We start from the raw sequence: 21,826 nt of genomic DNA, 5'->3' as shown, positions 1-21,826 counted from the left end.
ACAAATAGCGAAAATTATGAAATTAATAAAATATAGTTTTGGAATGTTGGTAGGCATGCTGATGTTATTCACTGCCTGTACTGACTTCGTAGACCCTAGAATTCCTTACACGGATTTTGACACTGGTCTATACCTGAGAACTACTGCTAGAACCAGTACCAGTTTTAACTTCTTTGATCTTGCTAATTCACGTTTTAATATCACTATTGAGGCGGTAGACGAAGAGTTGGGAGCTACTGTTGATGCGGTTGAAGTTAGAGTTAGAAAGAGACGTTTGATTCCTGGTGTAGGACTTCAATTTGTGCCAGCTGCGGGTGCAGGTGGTGCAGTAAATGATGTTTTGGTTACTACCTTGTCCCGTTCGGATTTCACAGCAGTTCCAGATAGCAGATTTCCTAGAGCAACAATCAATGTAACTGCTAATGAAGCAATGTCTAGATTAGGTATTACTGCTGCTCAGGTAGAAGGTGGAGATATATTTGAGTTTAGACTTACCGTTAGAGATACCAAAGGTCGTGTTTTCAATGATGTGAATGCATCTGCTGATGTCAAAGGCGGTTTGTTTTACGCTTCTCCTTTCTTATACAATGTAGGGGTAGTTTGTCCTTCTGATTTAGGTGGAACTTACCGCTCTGTCAATGTGGGAGCAACAGGTCCGATAGGTTCTTGTTCTGGTCCAGTTGAGATGATGATTACCTTAACGCCAGTAGCAAATACTACTCAGTATGTAGTTTCTGACGGTACATTTGGCTATTGGTCATGTATTAGTGATACTTGGGGTAACGGAAACGTACGTATAACAGACGCTTGTGGATTATTGTCCATGTCTGGTACAGATAAGTATGGAGATTCTTATTCTATGGAATTTGTTAGTGCTACCGCACAAGAATTAACCTTTATCTGGAGAAATACCTATAATGAATCTGGTACGGTGACTCTGTTCGCTAATGAAGGCAGACCTTGGCCAGCTGGATTGAGATAATTGTAAACTAGTAAACTTTCTTCATAATAAAAGCAGCGTCTTGTAGACGCTGTTTTTTTATATATACGCTAAAAAAATATAGATAGTCCTTGCTTTTCTTATATTCTATCCAGGCTTATACACACTGATTCACTTTTTTATTTGGTTTTTCTTCTATCCACAAATCTCTATTAAGTATTTCTGACTTTTCTGAAATTTTCAATTGATTTTACCTTGAAAAAAATATATATTTGGATATACGAATATACGGTTTTTAATATCATTTTTACTTGTATACCTTTGTGAAGCAAGTAAATACACATCATGGACAAATTCTCCTACATTTCCAATGCGCATGTGGCCTACATTGATGAGCTGTATGCAGATTACAAGAACAACCCTGAAGCGATAGACCCAAGCTGGAAAACATTTTTTGATGGTTTTGATTTTGCCATCAGCAAGTTTGGAGAAGACGAAGATGGAGGTGCAGTAAAAATTTCTTCTGCTACCACATCCGCAGCACCTGCTGCCAATGGCGCCTTAGCAACTAAAGGCACCATCATGGATATGGAGCAATTACCGAAAGAAATTAAGGTTAGAGCATTGATACATGCCTATAGATCAAGAGCGCATTTACGTTCCAAAACCAACCCCGTAAGAGAAAGACGTGACCGCAAGGCTTTGTTGGATTTGGAGGACTTTGGATTGGGTCAACAAGACCTGAATACAGAATTCCAAGCTGGCAATGAAATTGGAATTGGTACAGCTAAGCTATCCAAAATTGTGGAAGCGCTTAAGACCATTTATGAAGGATCAATTGGTTTTGAATACTTATATATCCGTGACCCGGAAATGTTGGATTGGTTGAAAACCAAAATAGAAAAGGAAGCACTTTCTTTCAACCCTTCTGTAGATGAGAAAAAAAGAATCTTATTCAAGCTGAATCAGGCAGTAGTTTTTGAAAACTTTTTGCATACCAAATATCTTGGTCAGAAGCGTTTTTCTCTGGAAGGTGGGGAAAGTACCATTCCTTTTCTGGATGCTGTCATCAATACTGGTGCAGATCATGGTGTAGAAGAGGTGATGATCGGGATGGCCCACAGAGGTCGTCTGAATGTGCTTGCCAATATCATGGGTAAGACTTACGAGCAGATTTTCTCTGAATTTGAAGGTACTGCTAAGCCTGATTTAACCATGGGTGATGGTGATGTGAAGTATCACATGGGTTATTCTTCTGATATTGTCACTACAGGTGAAAAGAAAGTAAACTTGAAATTAGCACCTAACCCTTCCCACTTGGAAGCGGTAAATCCTGTGGTAGAAGGCTTTATTCGTGCGAAAATTGACTCACAACACAAAGGAGATGCTCGTAAAGCACTTCCTATCTTAATCCATGGTGATGCGGCTGTAGCTGGTCAAGGCATTGTGTACGAAGTGACTCAAATGGCGGGTCTGAAAGGTTATAATACAGGTGGTACTATCCACTTTGTAATCAATAACCAAGTTGGGTTTACTACAGACTTCGATGATGCCCGTACATCTATCTATTGTACAGATGTAGCCAAAATGATTGATGCGCCGGTGATCCACGTCAATGGTGACAACGCTGAAGCAGTAGTTTTCGCAGCACGATTGGCAGCTGAATTCCGTCAGAAATTTGGTAGAGACATTTTTGTAGATATGGTTTGTTACCGACGCCATGGTCACAATGAGTCTGATGAACCAAAATTCACGCAGCCGGAATTATATAATATCATCTCCAAGCACCCTAATCCTAGAGAAATTTATATCAAGCGTCTCACTGAAAGAGGAGACTTTGATGCTAAAATCGCTCAGGATATGGATGCAGAGTTTAGACAGCTCTTGCAGGATAGACTGAATATGGTGAAAGAAAAGCCTCTTCCATATCAGCAAACAAAGTTTGAACAAGAGTGGCAGTCTTTAAGAAGATCTAAGCCGGAGGATTTTGAAAAATCTCCAGAAACATATATTTCGGAAGAGGCTATCGTAAAAGTGGCTGAATCCCTTACTACGATTCCAAAAGGTTTCAAAGCTATCAAACAAATCGATGCGCAGTTGAAGCAACGGAAAGACATGTTCTTCAATTCCAAGTCTCTAAACTGGGCTGCTGCTGAATTGCTAGCTTACGGTTCCTTGTTGTTGGAAGGAAAGACTGTGCGTATCACGGGCCAAGATGTGCAAAGAGGTACATTCTCCCACAGACATGCAGTGGTACACGATTCTACCACTAATAAGCCGTACAATTTCCTACGTGAACTGAAGGATAGTAAAGGTCAATTCCATATTTACAATTCCTTGCTTTCTGAGTATGCTGTTCTAGGCTTTGAATACGGATATGCCATGGCTAATCCTAATTCCTTGTCCATATGGGAAGCTCAGTTTGGTGATTTTGCCAATGGTGCACAAACGATGATTGACCAATTTATATCATCCGGTGAGTCCAAATGGCAGAAAATGAATGGTATCGTCATGTTGTTGCCTCATGGATACGAAGGTCAGGGACCGGAGCACTCCAATGCAAGACCTGAGCGATTCCTTCAGTTGGCTGCTGAATACAATATGGTAGTAGCTAACATTACCGAACCATCCAACTTCTTCCACATGTTGAGAAGACAGTTGACGTGGGAATTCAGAAAGCCATGCGTGGTGATGTCTCCGAAGTCATTGTTGAGACATCCGAAAGTAATGTCTCCATTGGAAGAATTTACTTCCGGAGGATTTAGAGAGATTTTACCTGATACTAAAGTAAGCGCTAAGGATGCCAAGCGAGTGGTCTTGTGTTCTGGTAAGATATACTATGATTTGGAAGAAGTTCGTGAAAAAGAGAAAATCAAGGATGTAGCAATTATCCGTTTGGAGCAATTGCATCCGCTTCCAAAGACCCAATTGATGGAAATCCTAAAAGCCTACAAAGGCGCTGAGTTAGTCTGGGTTCAAGAGGAGCCAGAAAATATGGGTTACTGGAATTACATCTTACGCATGTTATACAAAGACTTGTCTATGGACGTAATTGCTAGAAAGTCCTCAGCATCTCCTGCTACAGGATATAATAAAGTCCACGTAGAAGAACAGACTGCGATTATCAATAAAGCATTAAAAATTTCATAATCTTCCCCGCATCCCTGCATTGGCGGGATGCAGGTTTAATTTAAGTTATATTTGTTAAATTAACCTTGAGCATTTGAGAGCTTAGGGGTCAAAAAGAAAAAACAATGAGCCTAGAAATGAAAGTCCCTGCGGTTGGGGAATCCATTACCGAAGTAACCATTGGACAATGGTTTAAAAAAGATGGCGACCAAGTTGCCATGGACGAGGTTATCTGCGAATTAGAATCTGATAAAGCAACTTTTGAATTGACTGCGGAATCTGCGGGTATCCTTCGTATCAAAGCACAGGAAGGTGATAGCTTGGAAATCGGTGCTACTATCTGTGTGATTGAAGAAGGTGGTGCTTCCGCTGCGTCTACTCCAGCTCCACAAGCTCCTGCCACTGCTTCCTCGGGAGGCGGCAAAACAGGAGAAGTAAAAGAAATGATCGTGCCTACTGTAGGTGAGTCAATCACGGAAGTGACGCTAGCTTCTTGGTTGAAAGCGGATGGAGACTACGTGACCTTGGATGAAATCATCGCTGAGGTAGATTCTGATAAAGCAACTTTTGAACTTCCTGCTGAGGCTACAGGTATTTTACGCCATGTAGCACAGGAAGGTGATACCTTGGAAATTGGTGGACTGATCTGTAAGATTGAAGTAGTAGAGGGCGGTGCCCCTGCTGCAGATGCTCCTGCGGCTAGTCCTGCTCCAGCAGCTTCTTCAGCATCAGCACAAGAAACGTATGCCACTGGTCATGCCTCTCCAGCAGCAGCTAAAATTATTGCAGAAAAAGGATTGAATCCTGCGGATATAGCCGGTACGGGTAAAGATGGAAGAATCACGAAAGAAGATGCACTAGCGGCAGAAGCTAAACCAAAGACAGCTCCGGCTCCAGCGGCCACAGCTGCTCCTGCCAAAGCTGCTGCACAAGAAGCTCAGGCTCCAGCAGTGACTGGTGCTAGAAATTCTCGTAGAGAAAAAATGACTTCTTTGAGAAAAACTGTTTCCAGAAGATTGGTAGCTGTGAAAAATGAAACAGCTATGCTGACGACTTTCAATGAAGTCAATATGGCGCCAATCATGGAAATCCGTAAGAAATACAAAGATCAGTTTAAAGAGAAGCATGGGGTAAACCTTGGTTTCATGTCCTTCTTCACCAAGGCGGTTTGCGTTGCTCTTCAAGAATGGCCAGCAGTAAATGCCATGATTGATGGAAACGAAATTGTTTACAATGACTTCTGCGATGTTTCCATTGCAGTATCTGCGCCAAAAGGCTTGGTGGTACCTGTGATCAGGAATGCTGAACAAATGAGCTTCGAGCAAATTGAGAAGGAAGTGGTACGTCTTGCGACCAAAGCAAGAGACAATAAATTGTCCATCGAAGAGATGACAGGAGGTACCTTTACCATCACCAATGGTGGTATTTTCGGATCCATGATGTCCACGCCAATCATCAATGCTCCTCAGTCTGCCATCTTGGGTATGCACAATATTGTGGAAAGACCGGTGGTGGAAAATGGACAAATCGTCATCAGACCGATGATGTATGTAGCCCTTTCCTACGATCACCGCATCATTGATGGCCGAGAGTCCGTAAGCTTCCTTGTCCGCGTCAAGCAATTGCTTGAAGACCCGACGAGGTTGCTGTTTGGAGTCTGAGAGAAGCGAGAGACGAGAAGCGAGAGGTGAGAAACGAGAGGCGAGAAGCGAGATTCTAGAAATAAGAAGCAGGACCGGGGTTGTACCAAGTACTAAGTACAAAGTACCAAGACTGGTGCAGTGGAAGTGGAAAAAAAAAATTGAGGTAAGAATTTAAATGTTTAAATAAGCATTTAAGTTAGATTGCGGAGGGTGCGGGAAGAAACTCCCCAAAGGACTTTAATAATTTTCTTGGCATCGCACTAGGTTCCTCTTTTGAGCTAGACACTCAACTTGTTATTTCAACTAGATTGAGTTTTGTTCAAAAAGAGGATTATCAACGACTGGAAAAAGAGCTTGAGCATGTACAAAATATGATCGCCAAGCTGAAAAAAAGTTTGAATTTACATTAATCTGCCAATACTTGGTACTTGGTACCTTGTACTTGGTACAAACCCAAAATTATGTACGATTTAATAGTTATTGGTTCAGGCCCGGGGGGATATGTTGCAGCGATCAGAGGTGCACAATTGGGCATGAAAACAGCCATTATTGAAAAATATAATACCTTAGGAGGTACTTGCCTGAATGTAGGCTGTATTCCTTCAAAAGCTTTATTGGATTCATCCGAGCATTACCATAATGCTGCACATACCTTTAAAACCCACGGTATCAATTTGAGTAACTTGGAGGTCAATCTAGAGCAAATGATAGCCCGTAAGGACGATGTGGTGAAGCAGAATGTGGACGGCATCCAATTTTTGATGAAGAAAAACAAAATCGATGTGCACCATGGTTTGGGTTCTTTTGTAGATAAAAACACTGTAAAAGTGACCAAAGAGGATGGAAGCAGCACGGAGATTCAAGGGAAAAATATCATCATCGCTACGGGCTCCAAACCATCTTCCCTGCCATTTATCAACTTAGATAAAAAGCGTATCATCACTTCAACCGAAGCTTTGAAAATGAAGGAAATCCCAAAACACCTGATTGTCATCGGTGGCGGGGTAATCGGTATGGAATTGGGTTCTGTGTATGGTAGAATGGGAGCAAAGGTATCTGTAGTGGAATACATGGACGCACTAATTCCTTCCATGGATAGAACCATGGGTAAAGAATTGCAAAAATCATTGAAGAAACTGGGCTTTGATTTCTACCTGAAGCACAAAGTAACTGCTGTAGAAAATACTGGAGAAGAGGTTACTGTGAAGGCAGAAAACTCCAAAGGTGAGATTGTTGAAATCAAAGGGGATTATGTATTGGTTTCTATTGGTAGAAGACCGTATACGGATGGGTTGAACGCTGAAGCAGCGGGTGTGAAGTTGACCGATAGGGGACAGGTAGAAGTGGATGATCACTTAAGAACAAATGTTCCTAATATTTATGCTATTGGTGATGTGGTGAAAGGCGCTATGCTTGCGCACAAAGCCGAGGAAGAAGGTGTTTTTGTTGCAGAGCAGATTGCAGGACAAAAACCACATATCAATTATTTATTGATTCCGGGTGTAGTCTATACCTGGCCTGAGGTTGCTTCTGTTGGTTATACAGAGGAGCAATTGAAAGAGAAAGGTATCAAATACAAAGCTGGTAAGTTCCCGTTTATGGCTTCCGGAAGAGCAAGAGCTTCTATGGATACGGATGGTTTGGTGAAGGTATTGGCAGATGCTACTACGGACGAAATCTTAGGCGTGCACATGATTGGACCACGAACAGCAGATATGATTGCCGAGGCAGTTGTTGCGATGGAGTTTAGGGCATCAGCTGAGGATATTGCCAGAATGTCTCATGCGCATCCGACCTATACAGAGGCGTTCAAGGAAGCGTGTTTAGCTGCGACGGATAATCGTGCTTTGCATATATAATGTTCTTACATAGTTGCACTAAGTTAAAACCTGCCAATTGTTACTTTGGCAGGTTTTTTTGTTTCGAGTAAAAATTTTGTTCTTTTAATTTAAGTTGATTGAATTAGAAAGCGTAGTTTATCCCGACTGATGGAATCCATGGTTCCCTGAAATTTTTAAAGAAAAAGTCTATTGTAAAAATAAAGCTTGAATTGAGATGATAATCAAATGAAAGTCGATTGTTGTATGCTGCCAAAATAGAGTCTTCTCTTGAATTATTGACTTTACGTCCATATTTAATGGTAGTTCTCCAATCATAATTAAAATTCATTGAATATCCCGCATTGATAAACGATTCTCTTAGATAATCAAAGCTGCCTTCAGAGTCAGGTTGGAAAAAGTTATATGTTTTAAAAGATAATTCCCATGTTGACTTAAAACCTGTCCATTTTCGCCGTTTTCCATTATCAAAAATTAACATCCAATCAGATGTTATCGGGAGTTGATTACCAAGAATACTTGCTCCTACACTGAAGTCTAGATTTATAAATAGAGATTTGCTATCCAAATTGCTATATGTGATAAGCTCTTTTCTTCCATCAGAAAGTAAATGTAATTCCTTGTTTAATTTTCTATGTTTGTATTGACTAATCCAATCCTTATCTTCCCATACTTCTTTAACCATATCAGAAATCCCAGCCTCTTTCAAAACAAGTAGCTCATCTATTTCTCCGAGGTAGATAACTACATCCATCATCCCCTCTGCATATGAAAATCGGACTACTTGAGTTTTTGTTGGAAAAATTTCTTCTTCCATTTTTCTAAATCTAACCTCTTCCAATGGGCTAAAGCTAATTTGGTTGGAATTCGGGCTGAATCGAATATTGTAAGACTCTGTAGCTGTAGGTAATTTTAAACTAGCTAAGATTTTTAGAAATTTTTCTATGTCATTTTCAAAGCTTGGGAATCCTCTTTTTGAACTAATATCTGCCCAGAAAAAACTGATTTTCTTTTCCTCTTGAATGTATACATGTAAAGTATCATTAACCCTGCGTAAAATAAAGTTTTCCTTATCATAGGATGTATTGAAGAACTTGTATTCATCTTTTTCTACCAAGTTTTGGCCTTGGACTTTTGAGGAGAAAATAAATAATGCGAGAGTAATAAAAAGACTAATTTTTCTCATGGGTTTTTGTGGTTAATGTTGTGATAAAAGACTCATTTCTGGATCTCTGATTATTGCTGACGTAGGGTTTGGTAGCCCAAATGTCTTGTAGTCGAAATGGTTCACTGATTTCAATTTCTTTGACTGGTAGTTCTTTTTGCTGCGCTTGAAGATTGGCTTGTAAGCGTCTTGCTGCTGGACTTAATGATTCTAGTACTACTTCGTCAATAGATGGTCCGCTTGCTTTGGGTTTGGTCGTTTCTGCGACCAACTGATGCTGTTGTGATTCTTTAGTCACAGTGTCCTTTTTTGCAATTGTAGTTAAGGATGGGCTTTCAATGGAGTTTTGTTTTTCTTCTAGCGAATCATCCTTAGCCAAGACTTTTGGGAGCATGTTTTGAACGATAGATGGTGATTTCACTATTTCGCTAAGCTGATTTTCTTGGATCGGTTCCTTGAAGCTTAGTTCTTCCGATTTTGTATAATTTGTTTTCTCTTCGGTTACGTTTTCTGCTGCTATGATAGTCTCCAACGAATCTGGTGCGTTTTCTTGTGTCAACCACCAACCTATGAACAATGCGGTTATACTAGCAGCGGCTACCCGCAGCCAAGTTTTTGGCTTCTTTTTTTGAGGAAGCTGAACTGAGTTCCAAATAGCTTCTTCATTGAAAAGAACGCCTTTAGGCAGCTGAGCTTCTTGGTCAATATTTTTTCTATTAGGATGCATTGTACCAGCCGTGTTTGATGATAAGATTTTTTAAATAGGCTTTTGCCTTACTCAATTGAGATTTGGAAGTCCCAACGCTAATGTTGAGCTTTTCCGATATTTCCTTATGGTTGTACCCTTCGATTTCGTAAAGGTTAAATACTGTTCTATACCCTTCGGGCAATTGTAAGATTAATTGGAATAGTTCCTGATTGGTCAGTTGGTTAATAGCGTTATCTTCCAGGGCTGTAATAGTTGAATCAGGCTCTACCATCATTGGAGCTTTTTGTTTTTTGCGTAAAAACATCAGGCATTCATTTACCACAACCTGACGCATCCATGCTTCTAAGCTTCCCTCACCTTGATTTTTAAAGCCTGATAGTTTTTCAAATATCTTGCTAAATGCAGCACTAAGAACGTCTTCAGCGTCTGCCTGATGAGGGATGTATCTTAGACAAAGCATAAATAAAGCTTTGCTTTGAGCATGAAAGATATCTTTCATGGCTCGCTGATCTCCTTTTCGGGCTTTGGCTATGGTTTGTTGGTGAATCAATTGTTTGGTTGCTTATTTAATTGGTAAAATGCATTCAGTCCTTCAATGGTTGCTTGTAGTTTTGAAAAAAAACAATTTTTTTCAATTAAGAAATTCATAATCAGCTGGGCAAAATCAGCTAGTTGATTTTGTAAACTGCTCTCGTTTGATTATAAAATTTAAAATACTGTAAAAAATAAGAAAAAAACTTGCAAAAATTTTAATGAATGAATCGTTTTATTAATTTTGTCACAGTCCGAGAGAGAAAGACGTTTTCCTCATCATAAGGTGTATATTATTGTAGGGTGATGAAACTGGCAGACATGCCCTCCTGTCTCGGGGGTGGAGGTACCAACAATTGTTGGGAATGGATAAAGCGCACAGAGCTCAGTGTGGCCTAACTACTCCGTGGAGGTTCGAGTCCTTCTCCTACAGCTATTAGATTAGATTTGGGTTTTCTACATAAAAAAGGCGGTTGGCTGTGTAAACGGTTGGTCGCCTTTTTCCGTTAGAAAATTTTAACTTCTTGCTTCGAGTGTATTCCCTGCTTTTATAGTACTTTTACTTCGACACTGAAGCTATTTCCCGTGAATCAGCCTATGAAAGCATTCTATTTGCGACATCAGCGAATCCTCCGCCCATTAGCTTGGTTAGTGGGTGTTTTGTTGTTTCTCCACGGGGTGTTGTTTCTTAGCTCGGACTTTCTGTTAAGAAATTACCTGAAGCAAAAGGTAACCGAAGCATCTGAAGGGAAGTATGCAATAGAATTCGAAAGTTTTCGGGTTTCTTTACTTCAAAGGGGGTTTGCTTTTCGCGAACTAAAGCTATTGCCATTGACAGATTCCTTAGAGTTTGCCGAAGAAATTCCATTTTACCAGGCTGACCTACCTTATGTAAAAATCACGGGTCTCAATTATCATTTCAGAAGTAAGGAGTTGATCATTGGCAATATTCGCCTCCTAGAACCGGATTTGAGGGTTAGGTTTTTACAGAATCAAGAAGAAAAAGCAGTAGATTCTCCTTTAGTTTTACTTCAGGAAGAGATCCAAAAATCCTTTTTGTCTTCATCTCTTAAGGACATTCGAATCAAAAATTTGGAAGTATTGGATGCGGATTTTCTTCTCAACAACTTTATTTCCCAACGTGCGATCAAAGGAGAAAACTCTCGCATTTATCTGAAAGATGTACAGCTACTACAAAACCGAGTACCGGAGACTCCTTTCAATGCACTGGGTTTTGAGTTCTCTATGGAGGATTTTCAGATATTGTTGGCTGATAGTGTGCATACCATTTCATCCCAAAAAATCGATATTTCTTCCTTACAATCCTTTATCAAGGCAAGCGTTATCAACATTGACCCCAACTTTTCCAAACCTTTGGATAGCTATTTCCAATTGGAGTTGGATCAGTTACAACTGGAGGGAGCAGATATCAATAAACTCTTCTATACGGGAGTTGTGGATATTGAATTTCTAAACTTGAATAAACCATTTTTTCAATTGTACTCGACTCCTAAAAGACAGGGCTTGGATTTGGGTGATTTTGAGTTGTATCAATTGATTGAAGGAATCTTGGAAGAAATTAATATTCGGGATTTGCAGATTAGCGAAGGTAAGTTTGTCAAACGCAATACCTACAATAGACATCTCTACTCACTCAACAGTGAGCGGGTTGATTTTAAAATGAATCAGGTGTATGTTGGGCCTGATTTAGAACGGAAGAAAGAGCAGTTTTTTTATGCGGCTGACGCTTCGCTGGATTTGTACGATGTGGATTTGTATTTAGGAGACTCTTTGCACCGGGTGACTAGTAGCTTTGTTCGCTTGAGTTCCTTCGAAGATGAGGTACTGATACAAGGGTTTCAGTTGCAGGCATTAGATGAGTCTCTTTTCGGTAGTGGGAATACCTTGTTGGATATTGCTGTTCCTGAACTCAGTATAGCTAAAGCAAATTTGAAAAAAATCTATCAGGAAGGAGTTATTCAGGTAGAAGAGTTAATTATCAATCAGCCTACGATAGTACTTCGTGATGTGCAAGGAAAAGATAATGGAAAGGAATTCGATATAGCTCTACTGTATGAAGATTTCTTGGAAGGGATTTATATCAAGCAATTGGAATTACGGGAAGGATCTATCGTGATCGATAATAACCTGCGATCCCGTCAGGATAGTTTGTCATTTGGAACGGTCAACTTATTGCTTGATAACTTTGCATTGGATGCTACTACCGTAGCTTCTGGTACTAAGAGCGTATTTTGGGCAGATGATATGCGTTTGGAGTTGTTAGATTATGCCTTGAAGTTGTCAGATGATTTACACATGTTTTCTGCCGACCGGGTATTAATTGATACCAAGTTGGATCGGGTGGCTATTAGAGGTTTTCGAATCCGTCCATTTGACCAAGAGCGGATCAGTAGTATTTTGGACCGCTATGAGCAAAGCACTACTTTGGAGATTTTTGTACCTGAATTTACGGTTAATGGTGTGGATATTTCCAAAGCTTATGAAGAAGGAATCCTGAGCATACGGAATATTCGTGTTCCTTCCCCTACCATTAAGATCCATCGCTATCGTTCACAGCAAGAAGACGAAGAAGAAAAGGTTAAACGAGACATACTGGAATTACTGATATCGTACTTTCAGTCCATTTCTATTGGCTCTCTCAGTTTGGAAAGAGGGAGTTTGAGTTATGAAAACTCTATTCGGGAGCGATTAAGGACCTTTTCAGAAGATAATATTTCCATAGCTGTTAGGAACTTTTACATAGACCAAAATACTGATCTGGACCAAATATCTTCTTTATTTTCCGAAGAAGTGGATTTGAATTTGAACAACTATGTGTTTTCCGTAGCCAATGGAAAGTATAATATTGTAGCGGATCGGATTAACTTCAATACGTCTACGGAGGAAATCATTACCCGAAATGTCCGCTTAACTCCTAGTACCAGTACACAGGATAAAACCAAAATATCCGCTACCATCCCTGCGATGTCTTTTCGTGGAGTAGACTTAGAAGCCTTCCTCTTTGACAACGTTTTACAACTTCAAAAGGTAAGGCTAGTGGACTCAGATGTACAGGTCTTGATCAACCGGGATGTGGAGGTAGAAGATACTGCTATAGGCAGGAGAGCGCGGCGCAGAGATCGGACGCTACCCAAAACGATTGATCGGGTTTCCATTGATACTGTATTGACAGAGCGCTCGCAGTTTAGTTTATCTTTTAAAGAAGGAGGAAGTACCAGTAACCTGATCAATACCGGAATCAATTTAGGGATTTATGATTTTGAATTGGATTCGTTGAAAGCAAAACAGGCTGATATTGCCAGTCTTTTTGGAGCTTTGTCATTGGGAATGGATGAGTTTTGGTTGAATCTTGGGGATAGCGTACATCAAATTACTTTTGATAAAGTCGAGCTAGATACCCGAAGAGATGGTATTTTGGTTAATAATTTCCGAGTGATTCCCAATTCCTTGAGTGGAAATCCGGGTCAGCCTGTTTTTTCAGGGCAGATTCCAGTAGCCTTGCTTAAAATCAACTCCTTGAGTGAGCTGCAGCAGTCAAAGGATTTATGGATAAAGGAGCTGACCTTGTTTAGGCCTGATTTAGAAATTTTTACAGATACTGTCCGAAATATCAAAAAACCAAAAGATAGAGAGGCTGCTGAGGCTGCTGTGTTGGAAGTGTTAAAAGTAGATGATTTTAAAATAGAGCAGGGTACTATCGCTTTGATGGACAAATATGGAGTAAAACTTGGGAGACAGTTGAAAGGGTTGGATCTGTTTTATGGAGGATTTGAATCCGAATTAAGCGATTTGGGAGCCTTGACTACGGATGACCTCCTCAAGGAGGAATTTTCTATCTTCCTTCCCTCCTACGAAGTGATAATGAAGGATAGTCTGAACCGCTTAAGGATTCGGGGCCTGAGCATTCAAAATAATCGAATAGGCATAGAAGGCCTAAGCATGATGCCAACAGTGGGGAGATTTCAGTACCATCGCATGGTAGGTACTCAGTCAGATGTGGCTGAGTTGAAACTAGAGGATGTTGAAATCATGTATCCTTTATGGCAAGCCTTGATTTCCGAACAGGCTTTACAAGCCGAGAAATTGAGTATAGCTCAAGTGCATGCTAAAATTTTCCGGGATAAGCGTTTTCCAAAAAAAGAGGGAGTTGTTCGTCCGATGCCTCAAGCTCTTATGCAAGCTGCGGGGATAGATGTGAGGTTAGATACCCTGGCAATTCATCAGGCCTTCGTAGGATATACGGAGTTTCCAGAAAAAGGAATGGTGCCTGGTAATATTCATTTTACAGATTTGAAGGCCACGTTGACTCCGTTTGCCCTATCAATGGATAGCAGTAGTTTTGATTTAGAGAAATCAGATTTGTACGCAAAGGCCTTGCTGAATGGTGTAGCACCAATTGATTTACAAGCTCGGATGCGTTACCAGTTTCCTTATCCTATGGAAGTAAATGTGCAGTTGGGTGCATTTGATCTAGGTTCCATCAACAGCATCATCGCTTCTAATGCGTTTGCCCGCGTGACCCGGGGTCAAGTGAATGGAGGTAATTGGTCTTTTGTAGCCAATGATCAATTTGCAACGGGAAAAATGACCTTGCTTTACTCGGATTTGAGAGTTCAGTTACTTGACGAGCGTACCTTAGAACCTGGAAAGGGAAGGAAAAAAATCCTGACCTTTGTATTGAATTCTTTTGCAGTCAATAGCAATAATCCGAGAAAGCTATCGGGAAGGACCGTACGTTCCAGAATCTATGAAGAGCGGGATCAGGAGAAGTTTATTTTCAATTACTGGTGGAGAACCAGCCTTAGTGGAGTAAAAGGTAGTCTAGGCCTCGGTCAGCCAATACAGCCTAAACGTAAAGAGGAGGATAAGTGACGGAGGTTGCTATTAAAGTAAATTTTAATCCATTACAGCTGAATAATAAACGTAGAAAGGCTGTCTCGCGTAAGTGAGACAGCCTTTTTCTTTTCTTGCTTCAGACCCTAGTTGCGCTGATTGAAGTTTGTTATCTAAATGCTAACTTAGTTCCACTGAAACAAGCCTTCATTGAGGCTTTTCAACGCTTCATTTTTAAGCTTAGCATCCAATAGCAAGGAGATGTTGTGTCTGCTGCCACCATAGGATACCATTCGGATAGGGTAGTCTGTCAAGCAGTTCATCACGTTGGCAACAGTTCCCTTGGATTCAGCAATCATATTGCCCACAATGGAGATGATAGCCTGATTTTTATCCACTTCTACTGTTCCCAGCTTTTCCAATTCTTTGGTGATTTCCTTCAGATGTGACAGATCGTCAATTGTTACAGAAACGGCCACCTCTGAAGTAGTAATCATATCGATGGAGGTTTTGTAGCGCTCGAAGATTTCAAATACTTTTCTCAAAAAGCCATAAGCCAACAACATACGGCTGGACTTGATTTTGATGGCAGTAATTCCGTCTTTCGCTGCGATGGCTTTTACGCCCGAACCTTGTTCCTTCGCCGTAATAGTTGTTCCTACAGCATCTGGCTCCATAGTGTTCAGAAGTTTGACCGCGATATTATATTTCTGTGCCGGCCAAATGGAAGCTGGGTGTAGAATTTTTGCTCCGAAATAGGCTAATTCCGCTGCTTCATCAAAAGACAATTGTGCAATAGGCTTGGTTTTATCTACGATACGTGGATCGTTGTTATGCATCCCGTCTATGTCTGTCCAAATCTCTACTACTTCAGCATTGATAGCTGCACCCATCAAAGAAGCGGAGTAATCAGAGCCCCCACGCTTGAGATTATCTACTTCGTTTCTATGGTTTTTGCAGATATAGCCCTGGGTAACAAAGATTCTATCCTGAGGGAAATTGACCAAAATGCTCTTCAACTTTTCAGTGATTTTTGGCAATTCAGGCTCATGATTTTCGTCAATGCTCATAAAGTCCAAGGCAGGTAAAAATACCGCCGGAACATCCAATTCCTGTAAAAGCGTATAGAATAACTTGGTAGAAAGTAATTCCCCCTGTGCAAGAATATCCCGGTTGATGGCTTCGTTGAAAGAAATTTTCAGGATGATATTCAGGAACTCAAAATGTTCTTTGATGATTTTCTCTGCTTTGGTCCTTGCAGCATCTGTTTTCAACAATTCTTTGTAAAAGGATTGGTAATGCTTGTGCAAGCTGTCGATGCGCTCTTTTGCCAGGTCTTTTTTAGCTTCAGCCAAGGCTTCTCCGATTCCTACCAAGGCATTGGTAGTACCGGACAGGGCAGAAAGGACCACAATCTTCTTTTGATTGTCGCGGGTAATCAAGTCTTTTACTTGATGCATGCGTTCGGGCTTTCCAACAGAGGTTCCCCCGAATTTCATTATTTTCATTGTGTGTAAGGTTTGAGTTGCTAAGGTTTTGCTGCTTAATTCTAATGTGTAACCATAACGGAGAGCTGACCGCTACTGATTGGATTTGGGACTAATTTTTTTTAACCTTTACTTAAAATCCAAGCATTTTAATAGCGGTAATTGCTGCTTCATCTCCTTTGTTCCCATGTTTACCTCCCGCTCTGTCTAGTGCCTGCTGCATGGTATCAGGGGTCAAAACTCCAAAAATCACCGGTTTGTTAAATTTCAGGCCAACATTTGTAATGCCATGGGCCACCGCATCGCAGATAAAATCAAAGTGACGCGTCTCTCCCTGAATCACACAACCCAAGCAGATGACAGCATCGATGGCTTCTTGTTCTGCAAGCCATTGTGCTCCTAGGGTCAGTTCAAAGGAACCGGGAACATCTTTTCTGTAAATATTGGATTTCTGGGCACCATGGGATAGTAATGTTTCCAGTGCTCCTGAAAACAAGGCATCTGTGATCTGATCGTTCCATTCTGATACCACAATACCAAATTTCTTTTGGGAGATATCCGGAAGGTTATTGGTGCTGTATTCGCTGAGACTTTTTAAGGATGTAGCCATGAGTGTTAAATTTTAGTATAGGTTATAAAGCAAAAAGAGTAAGACCGGAGGCCTTACTCTTCATGATTGTATGCATATAGCAAGCATCATTTAGAAGCAAGGCCTTCCAAACGAGCTTTATGTTTTCTAGCGTTAGTGAATTCGAAAGACTCGAAGTATTTCTCCTCGATTTCTCCATAGGTTTTGATGGCATTGGCGATGTCGCCTGCTTCTTCGTAAGCAATAGCTAATTTGCTTAGGTAGCGAGGAGCAAAGAATTTATTTTCTTTGTGGTTGACAGCCTTTTTGTAATTAGCGATAGCCTCAGAAGTATTGCCCATTTCCAAATAAGCATCACCTAACAAAGCAAACGCTCTTGCCTGAACAAAATAATCTTTAGCAGAGAATTTTTTCAAATGATCAATAGCCTTCTGATGATTACCTTCGGATAGGTAGATGGAACCGATGTAGAAATGTGCTAGATTAGCAGCATCCGTTCTCTTGTAGTTTTCTACAATTTTCAAGAAACCAGCATTGGAACCATCCCCGTTTAAAGCTAAATCTGTTTCATCTTGTTCGAAATAGTAAACAGCCTGGAACATTTCTGCTTGTGCTTTTTTGTCCTGGTTTTGGGTATTGATCTGCATAAATAGGACACCTGCAATAATCAGGATGACCACAGCGATCAGACCACCTACCAATTTTGTATTTTCTCTTAAATAAGCTTCGCCTCTTTCCAGTCTACTTTTGATTTCCTCTGGATTTTCCAATAGTTCGTATTCTACTTCAGCTTTTTTTGTCTCTTTCTTAGCCATTATTTCAAAATTTTCGCCCGCAAATATAAGGCTTTTACTTAATTCCCAAATACTAACAAAAAATCAGTCATGTGTATTTTTGTACACGATGACTGATTTTGTCAGGTTGATTGATTTTATTCCATTACAAAAGGATAGTCTTCCTGCATGTAGACATCTTTGAAGGCATCTTGTCCATCAGGCCAAGGAGATTCTTCTGCGAATTTCACGGAATCATCTACTTGTTTTTTGACTCTTGCGTCGATTTCTTTGATTTCTTCTTCTGTCAGGATGTTGTTTTCAAGGATGGTCGCTTTTACCTGCTCCACAGGGTCCCTTTGTTTGTACTCTTCCACCTCTTCACGGGTTCTGTACTTCTGAGGATCCGACATGGAGTGACCTTTGTAGCGATAGGTTCTGAATTCCAATAAGGTTGGTCCATCGCCTCTACGTGCTCTATCCGCTGCTTCGGCTACTGCTTCGTGTACCGCTTCTACATTCATTCCATCTACCGGGAACGAAGGCATATCGTATGCTTCACCGATTTTGTATAATTCGGTTACATTGGAGGTTCTTGCTACAGAAGTACCCATGGCGTAACCATTGTTTTCGATTACGAAGATTACCGGTACTTTGTACAACATGGCCAAGTTGAAGGCTTCGTGTACAGCACCCTGTCTCACGGCTCCATCACCCATGTAGCAGATACACAGGTTTTTGGTGCCTTGGTATTTCTCCGCAAAGCCAATACCCAAGCCCATAGGAACTTGTGCACCTACAATACCATGACCACCCATGAAGTTTCTTTCTTTGTCAAAAATGTGCATGGAACCGCCTTTACCTTTGGTAGTACCGGTAGCTTTTCCGTACAATTCTGCCATCACAGCACCTGGGTCTGTACCCAAGCCTAGTGGATGAGCGTGGTCACGGTAAGCCGTAATCCACTTATCGTCCTTAGTCAATGCGGTGATTGCTCCAGAAGCGCAGGCCTCTTGACCGATGTATAAATGACAGAATCCTCTGATTTTTTGCTGTCCATAAAGCTGACCTGCTTTCTCCTCAAACCTTCTCATCAACAGCATACTTTCGTACCAGTATGCATAGGTCTCTTTGGAATATTTCGCTTTTGCTTTGGTAGCAGTACTCTTCTTTGCCATATCAATTCAAGTAAAATATGCTAATTTAGGCCTCAAATATAATCAATTGGACTGAATTTTAAGACCAGTTGCGAAAATAGTCAAAATACCTAGAGTACACACACCATGCATCTCAAAAATCTGAAATTGCTGCAATTTAAAAATTACGCCAAGGCAGAATTCCAGTTTTCCCCAGAGATCAATTGTCTGGTGGGGAAAAATGGGAGTGGAAAAACCAATATTCTGGATGCCATCCACTACCTCTGCCTGACCAAATCGGCTATCAATGGTGCAGATTCCCTTGCAGTGCAGCATGGATTTGATTTTTTTACGCTTATGGGAGATTTTGAGCGGGAAGGGAAATCTCTGGAAGTTCGGTGTGTAGTAGAATCGGGAAAGAAAAAGCAATTGCTTCAAAATGGGAAGGCCATAGATAAGATGAGTGAACATGTGGGCTTGCTTCCCATTGTTCTCATCGCTCCGGATGATACCCGATTGATCAGCGAAGGGAGTGAAGATCGCAGGCGCTTTTTTGATTCCATGCTCTGTCAGCTGGATCGGCAGTACATGGATCAGCTGGTCCGCTATCAACATTTTTTGAAGCAACGCAATGCGCTGATCAAACTGTTTGCCGATAAAGGAAAGTGGCAGGAGGAGTTGATGGAGCCCTATAACCGGGAATTGATCCAAGGCTCGAAAGTATTGGCAGCCAAGCGGCAGGCTTTTGTGGATGAATACAGTCCCTTATTGGTGGATTATTACAGCTTTATTTCCGATGCACAGGAACCTGTCAGCATCAGCTATGAAACCCAGTGCCTGGAAGAGGATTTTGATACAGCATTTCGTGCAGCAGCATCCAAGGATTTTGTCTTGAAAAGAAGTACGATGGGTATCCATAAGGATGATTTTGTTTTTCAGATTGGAGGATATCCTATCAAGAAATTTGGTTCTCAGGGACAGCAGAAATCATTTGTGATAGGCTTGAAGCTGGCACAGTTTCAGGTATTTCACGCACATTTGCAGGTAAAGCCCTTGTTGTTGTTGGATGATATTTTTGATAAGCTGGATGATGGTCGGATATCCCAATTGATGAAATTGGTGGCGGACCATGCTTTTGGGCAATTGTTTATCACCGATGCCCGCCCGGAGCGTTCTAAAGAGATACTCAAAGGGATAAATGCGGAATGTGTGTTTTTTGAGTTGAGAAGTTAGGGTGGCTATTTTGTAATCATCGGAAAGCTTAAATAACTCCTCAATACCGCTTTCGGTTGATTTGGGCATCTAAAGACAATCGTCCTGGGCCTGTAATGCTTAATACCACGAAGATCAATAAAAACAAGAGGGCCTTTTCTTTGGATGCAAAGGGGTCATCTGCATGTACCATAAACGCCGCCACAAACATAGTGAATCCTAATGGCAACAAGCATATCCGGGTCATAAATCCTAACAGTAGCAATATGGCGCAAAAAAACTCAGAGAAAATCGCCAACTGAAGGGATACTGCCGGACCTACACCTAAGGGGTCTCTAAAAGTACCCAGCTTGTTGGTGAAATCTGCAATTTTGGCCCATCCATGCGTGATCATCATCCCTGCCGAACCCACTCTCAAGAGGGCTAATGCAAAATCAATAGCAAAAGGTTTGGTGCTGAAGATTAACTTTTTCATGGATTCGGGATTGTAATTGCAGATTATTTTTCCAAAAATAAGCATTTAATTCATTGTTGGCAGTAACTTAGGGCTACTTTATACAAACTAATCCAATTGAATATATGAGATACCTTTGTCTGATCATAAGTCTGTTAGTGCTGCCCTTTTCTTTTTCCTTTGCCCAGCAAAAAAGTGGAGCCTTAACTATTTACACCACCTCCTTGTATGGATATGTCCAAGAGGAACTGTATCCTATGATTGCAGAATCACTTTTTGATGTTGAGGAGGCACCTACGGTCGATGATTTTATTACTTTGGCGAAAAAAATTGATCAGCAGGTGAAGGATCACCTCAAAGGACAAGAGACATCCTTGGATGCATCCGATATCTCAGAGGCTGTGGCGATGAGAAAGGCCCTGCTGGTACAGCTCTCAGAAGCGTATATGGAACGTGCAGAGGAACTTTCTGCAGAAGAGAAGTCCGCTTTCTTTCAACAGTACTTGGTTCAGTTGGGGATTTTGGAGGACTTGACTAACCTCAATGATGATTTATCCCGTTCCTTGATGATGGCGCTTCATTATTCCTTGGAGATTCCCTTTGGTATGCCCAATACCCGTGTGGAGGAATTTATTTTGTCTAGAGAAGAACCCATGCGCGAAAGTTTGAAAGCGGCCATGGTCATGAATGAAATGGTCATGCTGTCTGGTGGCTACGAAGTCAGTGAGCGTTTGGTCAATCAATTTGTTGCAGAGTATCCTGAATCAGTCCACCTGCCCAATATGATGGAAGATTTGAAAGATTTGGAGCGCCTGCGAACAGGAGCCCAGGTGACTGACTTTGAATTTAAGGATTTGACAGGAGCGATGGTGCGTCTCTCTGATTACCATGATAAGATTATTTATTTGGATTTGTGGGCATCTTGGTGTGGACCATGCATTCAAACCTTTAAGACCAAAACGCCTGATTTTGAAAAGAAGCTGGTGGGTTTGGATGATATTATCTTGATGTATGTATCTGTAGATGAAAAAGAAGAATCTTGGAAAAATTATTTAGATAAAAACCCGATGAATGGGGTTCATTTATTTGCAGGGCAAGGTTTTGAAGCAGATATCATGCGTTACTTCAAAGTATGGGGCATTCCCAGATACCTGATTTTAGGTAAGGGAAATAAAATCCTCCAAGTCAACGCCCCCCGACCAGGTGATGAAGCTTATGAGGCGCTGATAGCGATAGGGGAGGGAATGTGATAAGCATCTCGCAGATATAGGAGATTTGGCAAAATGTCTCTCACAGATAAAGGGGATTGAACAGATTTGGCACAGATACAATTTATTTCTTTAGCGCTCTTAAAACTGCGCCTCCT

16 protein-coding genes are annotated in these 21,826 nt (G+C 41.0%); 8 read left to right on the top strand and 8 right to left on the bottom strand.

The genetic code is table 11. From position 1 onward, the window contains the following. Positions 1-16 precede the first annotated feature (16 nt). The 5 genes from IE080_RS04150 to lpdA all read left to right on the top strand — a co-directional run bounded on the left by IE080_RS04150 (position 17) and on the right by lpdA (position 7,571). On the top strand, positions 17-982 hold the full coding sequence (locus IE080_RS04150) for a hypothetical protein (RefSeq protein WP_189579192.1): 966 nt from the start codon (positions 17-19) through the stop codon (positions 980-982). Positions 983-1,285: 303 nt separating this feature from the next. Beyond that, positions 1,286-4,090, top strand: coding sequence for a 2-oxoglutarate dehydrogenase E1 component (locus IE080_RS04145; RefSeq protein ID WP_189579191.1), 2,805 nt, complete (start codon positions 1,286-1,288; stop codon positions 4,088-4,090). Positions 4,091-4,194: 104 nt separating this feature from the next. After that, positions 4,195-5,730: a 2-oxoglutarate dehydrogenase complex dihydrolipoyllysine-residue succinyltransferase gene (gene odhB, locus IE080_RS04140; protein ID WP_189579190.1), complete on the top strand. Its 1,536-nt coding sequence runs from the start codon at positions 4,195-4,197 to the stop codon at positions 5,728-5,730. 182 nt (positions 5,731-5,912) lie between these two features. After that, entirely contained in the window at positions 5,913-6,122 is a 210-nt protein-coding gene (locus IE080_RS04135; RefSeq protein WP_189579366.1) for a four helix bundle protein, read from the top strand. A gap of 51 nt (positions 6,123-6,173) precedes the next feature. Continuing rightward, a complete protein-coding gene (gene lpdA / locus IE080_RS04130; RefSeq protein WP_189579189.1) occupies positions 6,174-7,571 on the top strand; it encodes a dihydrolipoyl dehydrogenase in 1,398 nt (465 codons plus the stop codon). A gap of 103 nt (positions 7,572-7,674) precedes the next feature. Here the strand turns inward: lpdA and IE080_RS04125 are convergent, their stop codons facing one another. Genes IE080_RS04125 through IE080_RS04115 form a run of 3 tightly spaced genes read right to left on the bottom strand, consistent with a single transcriptional unit; the run spans position 7,675 to position 9,974 of the window. Then, a complete protein-coding gene (locus IE080_RS04125) occupies positions 7,675-8,736 on the bottom strand; it encodes a hypothetical protein (protein ID WP_189579188.1) in 1,062 nt (353 codons plus the stop codon). Next, on the bottom strand, positions 8,723-9,442 hold the full coding sequence (locus tag IE080_RS04120; RefSeq protein ID WP_189579187.1) for a hypothetical protein: 720 nt from the start codon (positions 9,440-9,442) through the stop codon (positions 8,723-8,725). Before IE080_RS04120 ends, IE080_RS04125 begins: the two co-directional genes overlap by 14 nt. Further along, positions 9,432-9,974, bottom strand: a complete 543-nt coding sequence (locus tag IE080_RS04115) for an RNA polymerase sigma factor (RefSeq protein WP_189579186.1) — start codon at positions 9,972-9,974, stop codon at positions 9,432-9,434. Before IE080_RS04115 ends, IE080_RS04120 begins: the two co-directional genes overlap by 11 nt. A 578-nt stretch (positions 9,975-10,552) precedes the next feature. On the opposite strand from IE080_RS04115, the gene IE080_RS04110 reads away from it, so the two are divergent. After that, positions 10,553-14,848, top strand: a complete 4,296-nt coding sequence (locus IE080_RS04110; protein WP_189579185.1) for a hypothetical protein — start codon at positions 10,553-10,555, stop codon at positions 14,846-14,848. A gap of 146 nt (positions 14,849-14,994) precedes the next feature. On the opposite strand, the gene IE080_RS04105 is transcribed toward IE080_RS04110, so the two are convergent. The 4 genes from IE080_RS04105 to pdhA form a co-directional block, all read right to left on the bottom strand. Beyond that, complete coding sequence (locus IE080_RS04105; protein WP_189579184.1) at positions 14,995-16,317, bottom strand: aspartate kinase; 1,323 nt, start codon at positions 16,315-16,317, stop codon at positions 14,995-14,997. A 112-nt stretch (positions 16,318-16,429) separates the two neighbouring features. Next, positions 16,430-16,906 (bottom strand): 6,7-dimethyl-8-ribityllumazine synthase, encoded by a 477-nt coding sequence (gene ribH / locus IE080_RS04100; protein ID WP_189579183.1) that lies wholly within the window; start codon positions 16,904-16,906, stop codon positions 16,430-16,432. Between the two features lie 86 nt (positions 16,907-16,992). Then, positions 16,993-17,700, bottom strand: coding sequence for a tetratricopeptide repeat protein (locus IE080_RS04095; RefSeq protein ID WP_189579182.1), 708 nt, complete (start codon positions 17,698-17,700; stop codon positions 16,993-16,995). Between the two features lie 116 nt (positions 17,701-17,816). Next, positions 17,817-18,836 carry a pyruvate dehydrogenase (acetyl-transferring) E1 component subunit alpha gene (gene pdhA / locus IE080_RS04090; protein WP_189579181.1) on the bottom strand — a complete coding sequence of 340 codons (1,020 nt, stop codon included), beginning with the start codon at positions 18,834-18,836 and terminating at the stop codon, positions 17,817-17,819. 105 nt (positions 18,837-18,941) lie between these two features. Between pdhA and recF the strand changes: the two genes are divergently transcribed. Beyond that, positions 18,942-20,027 carry a DNA replication/repair protein RecF gene (gene recF, locus IE080_RS04085; RefSeq protein ID WP_189579180.1) on the top strand — a complete coding sequence of 362 codons (1,086 nt, stop codon included), beginning with the start codon at positions 18,942-18,944 and terminating at the stop codon, positions 20,025-20,027. Positions 20,028-20,067: 40 nt separating this feature from the next. Here recF and IE080_RS04080 read toward each other — a convergent pair whose 3' ends face one another. Continuing rightward, positions 20,068-20,481: a DoxX family protein gene (locus IE080_RS04080; RefSeq protein ID WP_189579179.1), complete on the bottom strand. Its 414-nt coding sequence runs from the start codon at positions 20,479-20,481 to the stop codon at positions 20,068-20,070. Between the two features lie 104 nt (positions 20,482-20,585). Here IE080_RS04080 and IE080_RS04075 point away from each other — a divergent pair, with 104 nt between their 5' ends. Beyond that, on the top strand, positions 20,586-21,710 hold the full coding sequence (locus tag IE080_RS04075; protein WP_229800490.1) for a TlpA family protein disulfide reductase: 1,125 nt from the start codon (positions 20,586-20,588) through the stop codon (positions 21,708-21,710). Positions 21,711-21,826 lie beyond the last annotated feature (116 nt).

Source organism: Mongoliitalea lutea (genome assembly GCF_014652135.1).
In the GTDB taxonomy this organism is placed as follows: Bacteria; Bacteroidota; Bacteroidia; order Cytophagales; family Cyclobacteriaceae; genus Mongoliitalea; species Mongoliitalea lutea.
Note: the sequence above shows the minus strand (reverse complement) of the source record. Positions and strands in the feature narration are given on the sequence as shown.